Genomic DNA, 16594 nt, shown 5'->3' with positions numbered 1-16594 from the left:
GCATGCGCATTCTCAAGGTGATTTCGTTGTTGCTCGACTACCCGACCGAGACCCTGGTGGCCGGTCGTGACGAGCTGGAGCAAGCGATTCTCCAGGCGCGGGAAATCAGTCCCAACCAGCGCGCCGGGCTGTTCGAGTTGCTGGAGGTGATCTGCGCCAAGGACCTGATGGACGGCCAGGAGCACTACGGCGCGTTGTTCGGCCGCGGCCGTTCGCTGTCGTTGTTGCTGTTCGAACATGTCCATGGCGAGTCCCGCGACCGGGGCCAGGCCATGGTGGACATGATGGCCCAATACGAGGCGGCCGGTTTCGCCATCGGCGTCAAGGAACTGCCCGACTACATCCCGTTGTACCTGGAGTATCTCTCCACCCGCGAAGACCTTGAGGCCCGCGAGGGCCTGGCGGATGTCGCGCACCTGCTGGCCTTGCTCGCCGCGCGCCTGGATGAGCGTGAAAGCGCCTATGCCAGTTGCTTCCGGGCCTTGCTGCAAGTTGCCGGGGCCGAACCCCAGGGCGCGGTCGCCGAGTTGCGTGAGCAAGTGAAGGCCGAGCCACGGGACGACTCCCTGGAAGCCCTTGACCGGGTCTGGGAGGAAGAGGCGGTGGATTTCATGAAGGCCGAACAGCAGGACCGTTGCAGTTCGCTGCCGAGCGCGCCGGGCAGGGTCAGGGAAGAAAGTGCGGTGCCATTGCACTGGGTGGATTTTCAGCATGAAGGGCGGGCCGCTGCGCCAGCCGGGGAGGTGGGCAATGTCTAAGTGGGATCTGTTGTTGTTCGGGGTCTACCCCTATGTCGCCCTGGCGATTTGTCTGCTCGGCAGCTGGGCGCGGTTCGACCTCGCCCAGTACACCTGGAAGGCCGGCTCCAGCCAGATGCTGAACAAACGCGGCATGCGCGTGGCGAGCAACCTGTTCCACGTCGGCGTGCTGTTCGTGCTGGCCGGCCACTTTGTGGGGCTGCTGACGCCGTCGGCGGTCTACCACCATGTGCTGAGTACCGAGAACAAACAGTTGTTGGCGATGGTTTCCGGTGGCTTTTTCGGCGCGTTGGGCCTGATCGGCTTGCTGATGCTGCTCAACCGCCGGCTGAGCGACCCACGGGTTCGCGCCACGTCCAACACCTCGGACATCCTGGTGTTGGTGGTCTTGCTGGTGCAACTGGTGCTGGGGCTGATGACCATCGTTGCCTCCACCGCCCACATGGACGGTTCGGTGATGGTGATGCTAGCCGAATGGGCGCAGAACACCGTGATGTTGCGTCCGGTCGACGCCGCCACATCGATAGCGCCGGTGGGCCTGGTCTACAAGCTCCATGTGCTGCTCGGCCTGACCCTGTTCGTGCTGTTTCCGTTCACCCGTCTGGTGCACATCGTCAGTGCGCCGGTCTGGTACCTGGGACGGCGTTATCAAATCGTTCGGCAGAAATTCTGAGGAGGCGATCATGGCCAGTGGATGCGGATGTGGTGGCGGTAATGGCGGCAGCGGCGGCTGTGGATCTTCGGCAAGCGCGGCGCCCGTGGCGGATGTCGCGCCCCTTGGGGCGGTGCAGTTCGATCCGGTGACGGTTGACGAAGAGTCGCCGCAGTTGATCGCCAGCAGTGAACAGGAGTGGCCGATCATCAGCGTCAACGGGGTGTCGATCACCCCGCAGGCGATGGCCCAGGAGCTGCAGTACCACCCGGCGCAGAGTCGGGAGGACGCGGTCTACCAGGCGGCGCGGGCCCTGGTGATTCGGGAACTGCTCCAGCAACGCATCGCCGAGCTGGGCCTGTCCCTGCAGGTCGGTGCTGGCGAAAACGAAGAGGAGGCGGCGACGCGGCTGCTGCTCGAGCGCGAGGTGCAGGTGCCGCAATGCGACGAAGCGACCTGCCTGCGCTACTACGAAAGCAACCGGGCGCGCTTTCACAGCGCACCGTTGCTGGCGGTGCGGCACATCCTGCTCGAATGCGCACCGGACGATGCCGAGGGACGCAGCCTCGCCCATGTCCAGGCCGAACTGCTGCTGGAACGACTGGACCAGGCTCCGGGCAGCTTCGCCGATCTGGCCCATAAGTATTCGGCTTGCCCGTCCAAGGAGCAGGGCGGGTCGCTGGGGCAGATCAGCAAGGGCCAGACCGTGCCTGAGCTTGAGCGTCAGTTGTTCGCCTTGCCGGCGGGACTGTGCGGCAAACCCCTGGAGAGTCGCTATGGCTGGCACGTGATCAGCATCGACCAGCGCATCGACGGCCAGCCGTTGCCTTACGAGGCAGTGGCGACGGCGATCCGCACCCAGTTGCAGCAGGGCGTCTGGCAGAAAGCGCTGGTGCAGTACCTGCAAACCCTGATCGGTGCAGCGGACATTCGCGGCATTCATCTTCAGGGCGCCGACTCGCCGCTGGTGCAGTGAGCACCGACTCGAACAGGGGGCATTCATGAACGCTGTGCTGCAGGATGGATTTGGGCGCCAGATCGATTATTTGCGGATGTCGGTGACCGATCGTTGTGATTTTCGCTGTGTGTATTGCATGGCGAAGCACATGACCTTCCTGCCGCGTCAGCAGGTATTGACCCTGGAAGAGCTCCAGCGGTTGGCGCGGTTGTTCGTCGGCCTGGGAGTGAAGAAGATCCGCCTGACCGGCGGCGAGCCGCTGATTCGCCCGGGCATCGTCGGGTTGTGCCGCGATATCGCGGCATTGCCCGGCCTGCGCGAGCTGGTGATGACCAGCAACGGCTCGCAGTTGGGGCGGTTGTCCAGGCCGCTGGTCGATGCCGGCGTCAAGCGCATGAACATCAGCCTCGACAGCCTGGACGGGGAGCGTTTTCGGGCCATCACCCGTAACGGCAACCTCGACCAGGTGCTGGCTGGCATCGAAGCGGCGAAGGCGGCCGGGTTCGAGCGGATCAAGCTCAACTGCGTGGTGATGAAGGGGCGCAACTTCGATGAGGTGCCGGCGTTGGTGCAGTACGCCATCGAGCAACGCATCGACATCAGCTTCATCGAGGAAATGCCGTTGGGAGAGGTAGGACGTTCCCGGGGCGAGTCGTTTTGTTCCAGCGAAGAGGTCCGGGCGGCGATCGTCCGTCATCACCGGTTGCTCGACAGCGCCGAGAATAGCGGCGGGCCGGCGCGTTATGTGCGCCTGGAGCGCCATCCTGACACGCGGATCGGCTTCATTTCGCCGAACACCCACAACTTCTGCGCCAGTTGCAACCGGGTGCGCATGACCGTTGAAGGTCGCTTGCTGCTGTGCCTTGGACAAGAGAACTCCCTCGACCTGCGTGGCCTGCTGCGGCGCTATCCGCTGGAGGACCAGCCGGTGATCCAGGCGGTGCAACACGCCTTGCGCGGCAAGCCTCTGCGTCACGACTTCAACCCGGGTGGGGAGGTGCAGATCGTACGGTTCATGAACATGAGTGGGGGGTGAGGAGCATCGTTGCCTGTGGCGGCGCTATCGCGAGCAGGCTCGCTCCCACATGGGGTTTGGGTTGACTGGGAGATTTGTGTTCACCCAGGTCCCCTGTGGGAGCGAGCCTGCTCGCGATGACGGCAGCCCAGTCACATCCCTATCAATTGACTCCCCCGATTCTTGACATCAGTCAATTGCAAACCAGCCTTCAACCCGTACTCTCCACTGCATATTGTGTTTTATGAACTTGAAAGGCCTATATGTAGTGTCTGGAGCCCAAATGCAAAGTACGTTGATCTCAGTAGGGTGCAACCGCCTGCACAAGCGCGACGGCAGTGTGGTCGCCTTCGATGCGGACAAGATCCGCCAGGCGCTGATCGCCGCCGGCAAGGCCACCGGCGAATACGCCGAGGCTGAAGCCGAAGCGCTGCTCGACGCCGTGCTTGCCCGATTGGAAGGGCAGTCACGATTGAACGTCGAGCAGATCCAGGATCGGGTCGAGCGGGTGCTGATGGACGCCGGTTTCTTCCTCGCCATGCGCGCCTACATCGTCTACCGCGAGCAACACGGGCGCCTGCGCCGGGACCGCCGCACCCTGGTGGAAGTCGCCACGTCGATGAACGAATACCTCGATCGTGAAGACTGGCGCGTGCAGGCCAACGCCAACCAGGGGTATTCCCTCGGCGGGTTGATCCTCAACGTCTCCGGCAAGGTCACCGCCAACTATTGGCTCGATGAAGTCTACAGCCAGGCCATCGGCGAGGCGCACCGCGAGGCCGACCTGCATATCCATGACCTGGACATGCTCGCCGGCTACTGTGCCGGTTGGTCCCTGCGTACGCTATTGCACGAAGGCCTCAATGGTGTACCGGGGCGGGTCGAGGCCGGGCCGCCCAAGCACCTGAGCAGTGCCCTGGGGCAGATGGTGAATTTCCTCGGCACCCTGCAGAACGAATGGGCCGGGGCCCAGGCCTTCAGCTCGTTCGACACCTACCTGGCGCCCTACGTGCGCAAGGACCGGCTCAGCTACGACGAGGTCCGCCAGTCGTTGCAGGAGTTCATCTACAACCTCAACGTCCCCTCGCGCTGGGGCACGCAAACGCCGTTTACCAACCTGACCTTCGACTGGGTCTGTCCGCAGGATCTGCGCGAACAGATTCCGATCATCGGTGGTGAAGAGATGCCGTTCGCCTATGGCGACCTGCAAGCGGAAATGGAACTGATCAATCGCGCCTACATCGAGGTAATGCAAGCCGGCGATGCGAAAGGGCGGGTGTTCACCTTCCCGATCCCGACCTACAACATCACCCATGATTTCCCGTGGGACAGCGAAAACGCCGACCGCCTGTTTGAAATGACGGCCCGCTACGGCTTGCCGTACTTCCAGAATTTCCTCAACTCGGACATGCAACCCAACCAGGTGCGGTCAATGTGCTGCCGCTTGCAACTGGATGTGCGCGAGCTGCTCAAGCGCGGTGGCGGCTTGTTCGGTTCGGCGGAGCAGACCGGCTCGCTGGGGGTGGTGACGATCAACTGCGCACGGCTGGGCTACCTGTACAAGGGCAACACCAGCGCACTGTTGCAGCGTCTCGATGCCCTGATGGAACTGGCGAAGGAAAGCCTGGAGGTCAAGCGCAAGGTGATTCAGCACCACATGGATGCCGGCCTGTACCCCTACACCAAGCGTTACCTGGGCACCTTGCGCAATCACTTCTCCACCATCGGCGTGAATGGCCTGCACGAAATGCTGCGCAATTTCACCGATGACCAGCAGGGGCTGCACACCGGGCAGGGACGCGAGTTCGCGCTGCGGTTGCTCGATCATGTACGGGCGACGCTGCTGCGTTTCCAGGAGGAGACCGGCCACCTCTACAACCTGGAAGCCACGCCCGCCGAAGGCACCACCTACCGCTTCGCCAAGGAAGACCTCAAGCGTTACCCCGATATCCTGCAGGCCGGCAGCCCGGTCGCGCCGTACTACACCAACTCTTCGCAATTGCCGGTGGGGTTTACCGAGGACCCGTTCGAAGCCCTGGAACTGCAGGACGAACTGCAATGCAAGTACACCGGCGGCACCGTGTTGCACCTGTACATGGCCGAGCAGATTTCATCCACCCAGGCCTGCAAGCAATTGGTGCGCAAGGCCCTGGGGCGTTTCCGGCTGCCGTACCTGACGGTCACGCCGACGTTTTCCATCTGCCCGGTGCATGGCTACCTGGCCGGTGAACACGAGTTCTGTCCCAAATGCGACGAGGCGTTGCTGCTGCAACAGCAGCAGGCACGCAGCGTCCACTGATCCGATCATCCACCGCAAGGAGTTTCACCATGAATGAATCGAGCAACCTTCCGCAGGCCCAGCGCCAACGTTGTGAAGTCTGGACCCGGGTGATGGGGTATCACCGCCCGGTGGCGGCGTTCAACCCGGGCAAGCAGTCCGAGCACCGCGAGCGGGTGCATTTCACTGAACGCGCGGCCGGGCGTCCATGAGTCGAGTGCTGCGGGTCGGGGGCATGGTGCCCCTGACCACCCTCGATTATCCGGGCCAATTGGCTTGCGTACTGTTTTGCCAGGGCTGCGCCTGGCGTTGTCGTTATTGCCATAACCCGCAACTGATTCCGCCCCGTGGCAGCGAGGAAGTGGATTGGTGCCGGGTGCTGGCGTTCCTGCAACGCCGCCAGGACCTGCTCGACGCCGTGGTGTTCAGCGGCGGCGAGCCGACCTTGCAGGACGGCCTGGCCTCGGCCATGGCGGAGGTGCGGCAGATGGGCTTTCGCATCGGCCTGCACAGCGCCGGCATCAAGCCGGCGGCGTTCGCCAAGGTGGTAGGGCAAGCCGATTGGGTGGGCTTTGACGTCAAGGCATTGCCCGAAGATGCCCTGGACGTGACCCGGGTTGAAGGCAGTGGCGCGGCCAACTGGCGCAGCCTCGACCATCTGCTGGACAGCGGTGTGGATTACGAATGTCGCACCACGGTGCATTGGCATCTGTTCGACCCCGAGCGGCTGTTGACCCTGGCCCGGCGCCTGAGCGAGCGGGGTGTGACCCGCTTCGCCGTGCAACTGGTGCGCACCGCCCGGATGCTCGACCCGCACCTCTCCAGCGTTTCGGCACACGCCTTGCAGCCCGAACTGTGGGCCGCCCTGCGGGAGCTGTTTCCCTCGTTCGTGTTGCGCAGCTAAGCCTGCGCCAGGACGAACGACACCGCGGCTCGGAATGACCCGCTCACTTTTTTCCAAGGTTTTCAAATGCGCTGCCGGATCGGCAGGTAGTTGAACAGGGAGCATTTGATATGACCAGACTCACCACCGCCCAACGTATCGTGATCGGCTTTGCCATCGCGCCGCTGGCCTTGATCGCTCTGGCGTTGTATGCCTTGCACGATCTGGCTGTGCTGCGCGACCAGGCCGAGCAGATCGTCAGGCAGGATTGGCCGAAGATCGACCCGATCATGGTGATCGCCACGGGCGTGCGCGATAACGCCAGGAACACCCGGGACTTGCTGATCGACAAGAACAACGTGCAGGTGCAGCAATCCATCGATGCCACGCGGCAACGCATCACCCAGGCTTTCGCGACGCTGGAGCCGCTGTTGTTTCAGCCCGAAGGCAAAGCGGCTTTTGCCGAACTGAAGAAGCGTCGAGAGGCCTACGTGGCCGCATTCGTCCAGGTGCAGGCGCTGATCCGCCAGGGCGCGATGGATGAGGCGATGATGCAGCTCAGGCAAGGGGTGATCCCGGCGGAGCTTGAGGTGTACAAAAGCCTGGAAGGGCTGATGGCGATGCAAGGCACGTTATTCGCCGAACGCGAGCACCTGGCCCAGGCGCGTTACAGCGATGCGCGGCGCAACATGCTGATGTTGGTCCTGGCCTGCCTGGCCGTGGTGAGTACCGTGGCGATACTGGTGACCCGCAGCGTGACCCGTCCGTTGGGCGGCGAGCCCGATGACGCCGCGCGGGTGCTGAGCCACATCGCCCAGGGCGACCTGACGATCCGCGTGCCGGTAGGCGTCGGCGCCAATGACAGTGTAATGAGCAACATGCACGACATGCAGCAGAACCTCAACACCATGGTCCGGCACATTGCGGCCTCGGTGGATCGGGTGGCCAGTTCATCCGAAGAGCTGAGTGCGGTGAGCAGCCAGACCAACAGCACGTTGCAGTTGCAAGGCATGGAAATCGAGCAGGCTGCGGCGGCGGTGAACCAGATGACGGCGGCGGTGGACGAGGTGGCGCGCAACGCCGTGAGCACCAGCGAAGCCTCGCGAGTCTCGGAGCAGACCGCCCAGCGTGGCCGTGAGCAGGTTCAGCAGACGGTCGCTTCCATCTCGGCGCTGGCGGACGGCGTGACGGACACGTCGGCGCGCATCCAGCAGTTGGCGGGACGGGTCGAGGACATCAGCTCGGTACTGGATGTGATCCGTGGTATCGCCGAGCAGACCAACCTGTTGGCCCTGAACGCCGCCATCGAAGCCGCCCGGGCCGGCGATGCCGGGCGTGGCTTCGCGGTGGTGGCTGACGAAGTCCGCGCGTTGGCCCATCGCACCCAGGATTCGACCCGGGAAATCGAGGACATGATCGGCAACATCCGCCAGGACAGTGGGCATGCCGTGACGGCCATGCAAAGCAGCAGCGAGCGGGTACAGGATACCTTGCAAGTCGCCCAGCGTTCCGGCGACGCCCTGGATGAAATCGCCCGCTCGATTTCGCAGATCAACGAGCGCAACCTGATGATCGCCAGCGCCACGGAACAACAGGCCCTGGTGGCCCGGGAGGTGGACCGCAACCTGGTGGGCATTCGCAACCTGTCGGAACAGGTGCTGCTGGGGGCAAGGCACACGGATACGGCCGGCCAGGACCTGGCACAGATGGCCGGCTCGCTGCATGAGACGGTGGCGCGGTTCAAGGTGTAGCCGAGTCGGGGTGAAAGGTATGTGGGAGCGAGCCTGCTCGCGATAGCGGTGGGTCAGTCCAGGAAGATGTTGGATGTGCCGGCGTCATCGCGAGCAGGCTCGCTCCCACAGGTTTTGCGTTGTACGGGATGCTGTATACGCCGCAAACCCCATGTGGGAGCGAGCCTGCTCGCGATAGCGGTGTGTCAGTCCAGGATGATGTTGGATGTGCCGGCGTCATCGCGAGCAAGCTCGCTCCCACAGGTTTTGCGTTGTACGGGATGCTGTATACGCCGCAGACCCCGTGTGGGAGCGAGCCTGCTCGCGATAGCGGCGTGTCAGTCCAGGAAGATGTTGGATGTGCGGGCGTCATCGCGAGCGGGCTCGCTCCCACAGGTTCTGGCGGCGTATGCACTGTCTCGTGGGATCACCACCCCCAGAACTGCAACCACCAGCCATATCCCACCAGGCCGCAGGCCAATGCCAGGCATGTCATGGCAGGTAATCGTCGAACCGGGGGCACCTGTTCCAGGCGTTTCCAACCCAGCCACAGGCTCCAGCTCATCGCCGCCAGCAACAGCGCGGCCCGAGCCGGTTGTACCCATTCGAGCGACAATCCTTCATAGCGCAACAGCTTCACCGTGGTGGCTGACAAGCCGAGAAACAGCCCTGCACCACCAAGAGGCGTCAAGATGATGGCCAAGGGCCAATACTGTGCAGCATCCCCCGATATTTTCGCCGCCAGGCGTATCAGCAGCGTCAACGAACCGCCCAGCAACAAGGCACTCATGCCCAGGTAGGCAAGGATGCACAACCCATCGAGCCAACTGAAACTGTCATTGAGCTGCGGATAGTGCGTCAGCAGCCACCACGGCGCGTTGTCCTGAAGGGGCCAGAGCAGATCGTGGGTGATCAGCCATTGGGCCAGGTTCTGCTTCAAGGCGATGAACCACGGGCTGACGGTCCACTGGAAAGCGCCCATGGCCAGGCCAATGACGCCGAACAACAGCAAGCGCACGTCCCACGGCGAGACGCTACTCGGTGTCGAGTGAAGGATTTCCTGGTTGCTGGAACGGGCGATCAGGCGCACGGCATCGCGCTGGCCGCTGCAACGACCGCAGGCGTGGCAGTCGGCGGCGCCTTGCATGCGACGAATGTCCAGCAAGGGCGCGCAGTTGGGCGGTGGCCGACGGGGCGCCGGGTTTTCCAGCCAGCGTTGTTCGTCCACCTGAAAATGCACTGGCGCCAAACGGGCGAGCAGGGCGAAGACGCCGCTGACCGGGCACAGGTAGCGGCACCACACCCGTTTGCCCCGGGCGAACAGCAGGCCGACGATCACCGCCGCGACGGTCGAACCGCCGAGGATCAACAACGCAGCCTGGGCATAGTCATAGACGCTGATGAGTTGGCCATAGATCGTGGTCAGGCAGAACGCCAGGGTCGGCCAGCCGGCCCAGCGCAGGCCTCGGGGCATGCCCAGGCCCTTGCCGTAGTGGCTGGCCCATTCGCTCAAGGCCCCTTCTGGACACAGCACACCACACCAGAGCCGGCCGAACAGCACAATCGACAGCAACACGAAGGGCCACCAGAGGCCCCAGAACAGAAATTGAGCCAACAATGTGAGGTTGTCGAAAAGGCGCGCCTGGCTGTCCGGCAAGGGCAGGAATGCAGGTATCACCAGCAGCACCCCATAGAACAGCACCACCGCCCATTGCACCGCACGAATGATCGCGCCGTGGCGGCGCATGCCGTCACCCAGGCGCTGGAGCCAGGCATTCAGGTCGGGCATGGCAGGGTTTCCACCTTGCGTGGCCGCAGCCAGCCGACGACGGTCAGCCAATAACCGATCCACACCAGCAACGTCAGTGCACTGGGACTCGCCCGATACCCGGCAAAATCGGCCAGGAAACCACCGAACCCATGACCATCATCCAGGATCGCGCTGGTGTCCCACAGGGCATCGCCGATGCCGCGATACACTGCCTCAGGCCAGTCCATCGCAAGCAACTGTCCGCCGACCCGTTCGATACCGCTGACCAGCAACGCCGCTCCCAGCAACAAAAGAATTGCCTCGCTGATGGCAAAGAAACGTGGCCATGAGATGAACCGTCGACTGCTGTGCAGCAAGGAAACGGTCAGCAGCGCCAGTACCAGCCCAGTCACCGCGCCAATGGCGAACAGGCCCAACTGCGGCCCCTGCAGGCGGGCCCCGGCACCATACAGGAAGACCACGGTTTCACTGCCTTCTCGGCTCACGGCCAACAGCGCCAGGACCAGCAGGCCCAGGCCACCCTGGCGGTCCAGGCGCTGATCGGCGTGACGGGTCAGTTCCTGCTTGAGCGTGCCGGCGTTGCGGTGCATCCAGCTCACCATCTGCACGATCAGCACACTGGCGAACAGCGCCAATGAGGCCTGGAACCATTCGTTGGCCGCGCCGCTCATGGCCTCGCCGGCCAGCAGGATCAGACCGGCCAGCGCGGTCGAAAGCAGCAGGCCCAGGGCAGCGCCGCTCCAGACGTAGCGCAATAATTGCCGGGTCTGTCGCTGCCGGCTGACCCAGGCCTGGAGAATCCCGAGTACCAACAAGGCCTCGACGCTTTCGCGCCAGACAATAAACATCGATTGAGTCATGCAAACGCCTCCTGCTGACCGATTACTGGGCCAGGATGCCGCCCTCGGGCAGTTGCGGATTGAATTCATCGAAAAACGGATAGTGCCCCGGACGCAACGGGTGAATCACGACAAAGGTGGTGACCCCGGGCGACAGCACTTTTTCCACTCGCAATGGCGTGCTCTCGAACTCCGCCGGGCCCTGGCCGACGTTTTTCAGCACGATCTTGAAGCGCTGTCCGGCCGCTACTTCCAACAGCGCCGGGGTGAAATGTCCGTCGCGGATGCTTAGCTCATAAGTCGGCAGCTCGGCCTGGGCCAGTGAGGGCAGCAGGCCCGCCAGCATCAGCCAGGCCAGGCGTCCATACCTTGCGGGCTGCCCGCAGGTTCGGCGGGCCATCTTCAATATCCGCCTTTCTTGCCGATCCCGGCGTAGACAAATTCGTAGTGCAATTCACAACGTTCGAACCACGGCGCGACGCCGGTTTCCTTATCGGTATGACGACCGAGCGAGCCATGACCGCCGGGGGGCAGGAGGGTGAAGGTCAGTTGATATTTGCCGGGGCCGAGCAGCTTCACGTTGTCGCCGTAGTGCGGTCCGTCATTGGCGACCATGGCGTGGAAGTCACCCTTGAGCTCGGTGTCGTTGCCCTGTTTTTTCAGCAGGAACGACACGTTGAGGTAAGGCACGAAGCTGCCTTCCTGGAAGCCTTGCGGGTTGTCCGCCGTGGCGCGGATATCCGCTTCCAGGTGAACATCGGAATCAGCAGTGGCGCGCATCATGCCGGCCGGGGCCATTTCAATCGGTTGCAGGTACACCGCGCCGACTTCCAGTCCCGGGCACATTTGCGGTTCGCCGATGGGGTATTCCTTAGCCTGGGCCAGTGGCGCGAGAACGAGGAGGGCGAGAGACAGGGGAACGGGCGTGCGCATGATGACTTCCTGGACGACGTAAGAGTTGGCCGGAGTCTAGGGAGCTTCGCTGCGAATAATAATGATTATTGTCAATTTTCAGCGTGATTCCATGAAAGCGATGAGAGGAAGGCTCTTGATCGAAATCAAGGGCTGTACGGGACTGGCGCGGTAGGGTGCAGCTACACCCATCTTTCAGCGGGGTTCCCATGGCCAAGCCCTTTCCCGTAAGTCCCAAACACCCTGAACGCATCTGCTGGGGCTGCGACCGTTACTGCGCGTCGAACGCCCTGGCCTGTGGCAACGGCGCCGACCGGACCATGCATCCGGCTGAGATGATCGGGGAGGATTGGTACCTGCATGGGGAGTGGGGATTGGAATTGACTGACATTACAGACCAAAGCGCCAATCCGAAGAAATAGACTAAAGCACCTGTCTGAAGGAATAGACCAAACCTGTGGCGAGGGGATTTATCCCCGCTGGGGCGCGAAGCGGCCCCACAATCTTAGGGCCGCTTCGCAGCCCAGCGGGGCGGTGCGACGTTTCGCTGAATCCCCTCGCCACATTAAAACCTGCCAGCCTGGAAATAACTGGCTGGCAGGTGTACTCAGAGCGTCGGCATCTGCCCGATCCGCCCCATCATCTCGGTCACGATCTGCAAGTCCAACATGAACTGCTCGACCGTCTTGAACTCGTTGTCGTTATGCCCGGTGTATTTGACGTCGGGCATTGCCAGGCCGAACTGCACGCCGTTGGGCAGGTCGTGGACCGAAGTGGCGCCCGCCGAGGTGCCGTACTTGTGTTCCATGCCCAGGTTCTCGGTGGCCACGGCTAGCAGCGCCTTGACCCATTCACCCTCGGGGTTGCGGTACATCGGTTCGTCGATGGAGTAATCGAAGGCCACCGCCACGTGGGACTTCTTGCTCCAGGCAGCCAGTTTGTCGGCAATTTCGGACTTGAGCGCTTCAGTGGGCTTGCCGACTGGAACACGCAGGTTGACGGCGAGCTTGAAGGTCTTCTCATCCATGCCGACGTAGGTCAGGGAGGCGGTCAGCGGGCCCATGAACGCGTCGGAGAAGCCAATCCCCAACTGCTTGCCCAGGTAGTCCAGGCCCCAGTTGTCAGCGGCGTAGCGGGCGGCGTCGGTGATGTGGTTGTGCTTGAGTGCGACCTTGCCGTCGAGGCCGTTGATGAAGTCCAGCATCCGCGCTACCGGGTTCACGCCCGACTCGGGTTCTGACGAGTGAGCGGAAACACCGGTAAAGGTCAGTTGGACGTCTTTGCCGACGACCTGGCTGGCGACCTCGAAGTTGCCGCCGTTGCGCTTGGCATAATCGGTACCGGCCTTGAGCAGGCTGGCGGCCAGTTTGGCAGGCTTGTCAGCGACGAAGGTGGCCACCGATGTCGATGGAATCTGGTTGGTTGCCAGGCCACCGGTCAGGGCTGTAATTTCGGCGCCCTTGCCTTGTGCGGGGCGGCGGGCAAAGTTTGCCATGACCGTGCCATAGCCTTTTTCGGCAATCACGACCGGGTAGCCGCCATCCAGCGCCAGGTTGTAATTCGGCGTCGGGTTGTGTTCGAAGTAGTAGGGGATCGCGTCGCCGGTGGTTTCTTCGGTGGTGTCCACCAACAGCTTGAAGTTCCTCGCCAGGGGCAGCTTCTCTTCCTTGATGATCTTCATGGCATAGAGCGCCACGACGATACCGTTCTTGTCATCCTCCGTGCCTCGGCCGTACATGCGGTCGCCCACCAGGGTGACTTTGAACGGGTCGAGCCGTGTGCCGTCCTTCAGCACCCAGTTTTCCGGCGTCACCGGGACCACATCGGCGTGTGCGTGGATACCCACGACTTCGTCGCCGCTGCCTGGCAGGGAAATTTCATAGACACGGTTGTCGATGTTGCGGAAGTTCAGATTGAAGGTCTGGGCGAGGCTCTTGATCTTGTCGGCGATTTTGAGGAATTCGGGATTCTCGTGCTGGGCCACGCCGTCCTTGCGGTAGGTCGGGATCGCTACCAGTTCTTTCAGGGTTTCGGTGGCGGCGCTGCCGTATTTCACTCGCGCGTAGATGCCCAGCAGACGATGGATTTCATTCTGCTGTTCGGTTGAAAGGGGCTTGTTGTCGAGAAAGGCGTTGATGGCCGGACCCAGGTCGGCGGTTTTGGCCAGGTCACTCTTGGCCACGCTGCCCAGGAATTGCCTGAAGTCGGTGACCGATGTGTCAGCGAGGGTCTTGACGAGCGTCGCGCTCTGCTGCGCGGTGATGTTGGCGAGTGCTGGCGCGGAGAGTGTTGCGAAGCTGGACAGCAGCAGGGTGGTCACAGCCAGGTGCTTGAGCGAGAAGTCCATTGCTGGGGGCATTCCTTTGCAGGCGAGTTGAAGGAAGATGTTTCATTGGCGAAACAACTACGCAACCTAACACTGCTGCCCAGCGGGCAGGGAGCCTATGAGGTGGATTTGTCGCACACTCAAGCAAAAACGGCGCAGAAATGAAAAACAACCAGGCGGGCAGCGCCACTGTGGGAGCGAGCCTGCTCGCGATGACGGCGGCACATTCAACATCTGCGTGACAGACCCACCGCTATCGCGAGCAGGCTCGCTCCCACAGAGGACTCAGGGTGTATGCGGTCTTTGCATATGCCACCTGATCTTGTGGGAGCCGGGCTTGCCCGCGATGACGGCGGTCCTGTCAGCGTTTCAGCGACAGATCCACCGCTTTCGCGAGCAAGCCCGCTCCCACAGGCCATTGCGGCATTGCTTAATGCGGTGCGCGAGGAATCGTCTTGAGCAGGTCTTCAGGGCTGATGTACCCGACCACCGGCTGCGCCGTGCTGCCCGGCAACGGCAGGTCGAGGATGTGGCCCTTGATCTTGCCGACCACATGCATCTCGCAAGGCTTGCAGTCGAACTTCAGTGTCAGGACTTCATCCCCATGGATGAGCTGCATCGGCGCGACCTTGGTGCGCACGCCGGTGACGCCCTTGGCCTGCTTGGGGCAGAGGTTGAACGAGAAGCGCAGGCAGTGCTTGGTGATCATCACCGGCACTTCACCGGTTTCTTCGTGAGCCTCGAACGCCGCGTCGATCAGCTTGACGCCATGGCGATGATAGAAGTCCCGGGCCTTCTGGTTGTAGACGTTGGCCAGGAACGACAGGTGCGACTCCGGGTACACCGGTGGCGGACTGGTCTCGGCCTTGCGGCCACCGCGTGGGTGAGCTTTGACGCGGGCGGCGGTCAGGGCTTCGATGGCTTCGCGCCGCAACGCCTTGAGCTGCGAGTTGGGAATGAAGAACGCCTGGGGCGCATCCAGCTCGATGGCGGTGGCGTGGTATTCGGTGGTACCCAGTTGGCCGAGCAGGTCGTGCAATTGCTCCAGGGCCTGCTCCGGCTTGTTGGCCACGCCGAACGGTCCGTCCAGGGCGACGCTGGCACGGATGCCTTCCTCGCTGGTGGCCGTCAGTTCCAGGCGCTCTTCGCGCAGGCGCGCGTTCCACGCCAGGCCAACACGGCGCTCGGATGAGGTCTTGAGCAGGGCTTGCTGCCAGTTATGGTCCAGGTTGCGGCTCAACGGGTGGTTGGGGCGCAACTGGTACATCCCGGCTGGCATTTCGTTCGGCTCGACGCGGTAGCGGTAGCGCTTCTGGCCGTCTTCTTCGAATTCGCCCTTGGGCTCGGCGATGTTGGCCCGGAAGCCCACCACTTCACGCTTGACCAGCACATTCAGGCCGTCGCCGTTGGACAACGGATCGAAGGTCACGACCTGCAGGTCGCGCTTGCCGACTTTTTCCACCACGCCCACCGGCACGCCGGTGAAGGTCGGTGAGTCGAAGGCACCGATGTCGATCTTGCGCTCGCTGACGAAGTAGTCGGTGCTGCCACGGTGGAAGGTCTTGTCCGGGTCGGGCACGAAGAAGTGCGCGGTACGACCGCTGGACGCGCGGGCCAGGTCGGGGCGGTCTTCGAGGACGTCGTCCAGGCGCTGGCGGTAGTAGGCGGTGATGTTCTTCACATAGCCCATGTCCTTGTAGCGCCCCTCGATCTTGAACGAGCGCACGCCGGCTTCCACCAAGGCGCGGATGTTGGCGCTCTGGTTGTTGTCCTTCATCGACAGCAGGTGTTTTTCGTAGGCGACGACCCGACCCTGGTCGTCCTTGAGGGTGTAGGGCAGGCGGCAGGCCTGGGAGCAGTCGCCACGGTTGGCGCTGCGTCCGTTCTGGGCGTGGGAGATATTGCACTGGCCGGAGAATGCCACGCACAGCGCGCCGTGGATGAAGAATTCGATGGCAGCATCGGTTTCGTCGGCGATGGCGCGGATTTCCTGCAGGTTCAGCTCGCGGGCCAGCACCAGTTGCGAAAAGCCGGCCTGGTCGAGGAACTTCGCCCGGGCCAGGGTACGGATGTCGGTCTGGGTGCTGGCGTGCAGTTCGATCGGCGGAATGTCCAGCTCCATCACCCCCAGGTCCTGGACGATCAACGCATCGACACCCGCATCGTACAGCTGGTGGATCAACTGGCGGGCCGGCTCCAGCTCGTTGTCGTGGAGGATGGTGTTGATCGTGGTGAATACCCGGGCGTGGTAGCGGTGGGCGAACTCCACCAGCCGGGCGATATCGCCCACTTCGTTGCAGGCGTTGTGACGCGCGCCGAAACTCGGGCCACCGATGTACACGGCGTCGGCGCCATGCAGGATGGCCTCGCGGGCGATGGTCACGTCGCGGGCAGGGCTGAGCAATTCCAGATGATGTTTGGGCAAGGACATGTATTTTTAGTCAGGCTGGTCACGGTCGAAGCGACCATTGT

General features: G+C 62.8%; 15 protein-coding genes. 9 read left to right on the top strand and 6 right to left on the bottom strand.

The features are described 5' to 3' along the window. Window positions 1-2 precede the first annotated feature (2 nt). The 8 genes from narJ (at window position 3) to FGE05_RS07955 (ending at window position 8295) form a co-directional block, all read left to right on the top strand. Window positions 3-758, top strand: coding sequence for a nitrate reductase molybdenum cofactor assembly chaperone (narJ, locus tag FGE05_RS07990; RefSeq protein ID WP_139643498.1), 756 nt, complete (start codon window positions 3-5; stop codon window positions 756-758). Continuing rightward, window positions 751-1431, top strand: coding sequence for a respiratory nitrate reductase subunit gamma (narI, locus tag FGE05_RS07985; RefSeq protein ID WP_139643495.1), 681 nt, complete (start codon window positions 751-753; stop codon window positions 1429-1431). Before narJ ends, narI begins: the two co-directional genes overlap by 8 nt. A gap of 10 nt (window positions 1432-1441) precedes the next feature. Beyond that, a complete protein-coding gene (locus FGE05_RS07980; RefSeq protein ID WP_139643493.1) occupies window positions 1442-2386 on the top strand; it encodes a peptidylprolyl isomerase in 945 nt (314 codons plus the stop codon). A gap of 25 nt (window positions 2387-2411) precedes the next feature. Next, the gene (gene moaA, locus FGE05_RS07975) at window positions 2412-3404 is read left to right on the top strand and encodes a GTP 3',8-cyclase MoaA (RefSeq protein WP_139643490.1); all 993 of its coding nucleotides are present in this window, start codon (window positions 2412-2414) and stop codon (window positions 3402-3404) included. A 262-nt stretch (window positions 3405-3666) separates the two neighbouring features. Next, entirely contained in the window at window positions 3667-5682 is a 2016-nt protein-coding gene (locus FGE05_RS07970) for a ribonucleoside triphosphate reductase (RefSeq protein ID WP_139643486.1), read from the top strand. 29 nt (window positions 5683-5711) lie between these two features. Continuing rightward, window positions 5712-5873 carry an anaerobic ribonucleoside-triphosphate reductase gene (gene nrdD, locus FGE05_RS07965; protein WP_139643483.1) on the top strand — a complete coding sequence of 54 codons (162 nt, stop codon included), beginning with the start codon at window positions 5712-5714 and terminating at the stop codon, window positions 5871-5873. Then, window positions 5870-6565 (top strand): anaerobic ribonucleoside-triphosphate reductase activating protein, encoded by a 696-nt coding sequence (locus FGE05_RS07960; protein ID WP_139643481.1) that lies wholly within the window; start codon window positions 5870-5872, stop codon window positions 6563-6565. Before nrdD ends, FGE05_RS07960 begins: the two co-directional genes overlap by 4 nt. 110 nt (window positions 6566-6675) lie before the next feature. Further along, the gene (locus tag FGE05_RS07955) at window positions 6676-8295 is read left to right on the top strand and encodes a methyl-accepting chemotaxis protein (RefSeq protein ID WP_139643478.1); all 1620 of its coding nucleotides are present in this window, start codon (window positions 6676-6678) and stop codon (window positions 8293-8295) included. A 406-nt stretch (window positions 8296-8701) separates the two neighbouring features. On the opposite strand, the gene FGE05_RS07940 is transcribed toward FGE05_RS07955, so the two are convergent. Genes FGE05_RS07940 through FGE05_RS07925 form a run of 4 tightly spaced genes read right to left on the bottom strand, consistent with a single transcriptional unit; the run spans window position 8702 to window position 11817 of the window. Further along, window positions 8702-10063, bottom strand: a complete 1362-nt coding sequence (locus FGE05_RS07940; RefSeq protein WP_139643475.1) for a 4Fe-4S binding protein — start codon at window positions 10061-10063, stop codon at window positions 8702-8704. Further along, the gene (locus FGE05_RS07935) at window positions 10051-10905 is read right to left on the bottom strand and encodes an FTR1 family protein (RefSeq protein ID WP_139643473.1); all 855 of its coding nucleotides are present in this window, start codon (window positions 10903-10905) and stop codon (window positions 10051-10053) included. Before FGE05_RS07935 ends, FGE05_RS07940 begins: the two co-directional genes overlap by 13 nt. A 22-nt stretch (window positions 10906-10927) precedes the next feature. After that, window positions 10928-11284, bottom strand: coding sequence for a cupredoxin domain-containing protein (locus FGE05_RS07930; RefSeq protein ID WP_139643470.1), 357 nt, complete (start codon window positions 11282-11284; stop codon window positions 10928-10930). A 2-nt stretch (window positions 11285-11286) separates the two neighbouring features. Continuing rightward, a complete protein-coding gene (locus FGE05_RS07925; protein WP_139643467.1) occupies window positions 11287-11817 on the bottom strand; it encodes an iron transporter in 531 nt (176 codons plus the stop codon). Window positions 11818-12005: 188 nt separating this feature from the next. On the opposite strand from FGE05_RS07925, the gene FGE05_RS07920 reads away from it, so the two are divergent. After that, on the top strand, window positions 12006-12218 hold the full coding sequence (locus tag FGE05_RS07920) for a DUF3079 domain-containing protein (RefSeq protein WP_139643464.1): 213 nt from the start codon (window positions 12006-12008) through the stop codon (window positions 12216-12218). A 185-nt stretch (window positions 12219-12403) separates the two neighbouring features. Here FGE05_RS07920 and FGE05_RS07915 read toward each other — a convergent pair whose 3' ends face one another. Together FGE05_RS07915 and FGE05_RS07910 are read right to left on the bottom strand one after the other, a co-directional pair. After that, window positions 12404-14143, bottom strand: coding sequence for a dipeptidase (locus FGE05_RS07915; protein WP_139643462.1), 1740 nt, complete (start codon window positions 14141-14143; stop codon window positions 12404-12406). 409 nt (window positions 14144-14552) lie between these two features. Beyond that, window positions 14553-16553 (bottom strand): U32 family peptidase, encoded by a 2001-nt coding sequence (locus FGE05_RS07910; protein ID WP_139643458.1) that lies wholly within the window; start codon window positions 16551-16553, stop codon window positions 14553-14555. Window positions 16554-16594 lie beyond the last annotated feature (41 nt).

The sequence above is a fragment of the Pseudomonas sp. ICMP22404 genome, assembly GCF_006227205.1.
Classification (GTDB): Bacteria; Pseudomonadota; Gammaproteobacteria; order Pseudomonadales; family Pseudomonadaceae; genus Aquipseudomonas.
This window is presented reverse-complemented; position numbering and strand designations above follow the sequence as displayed.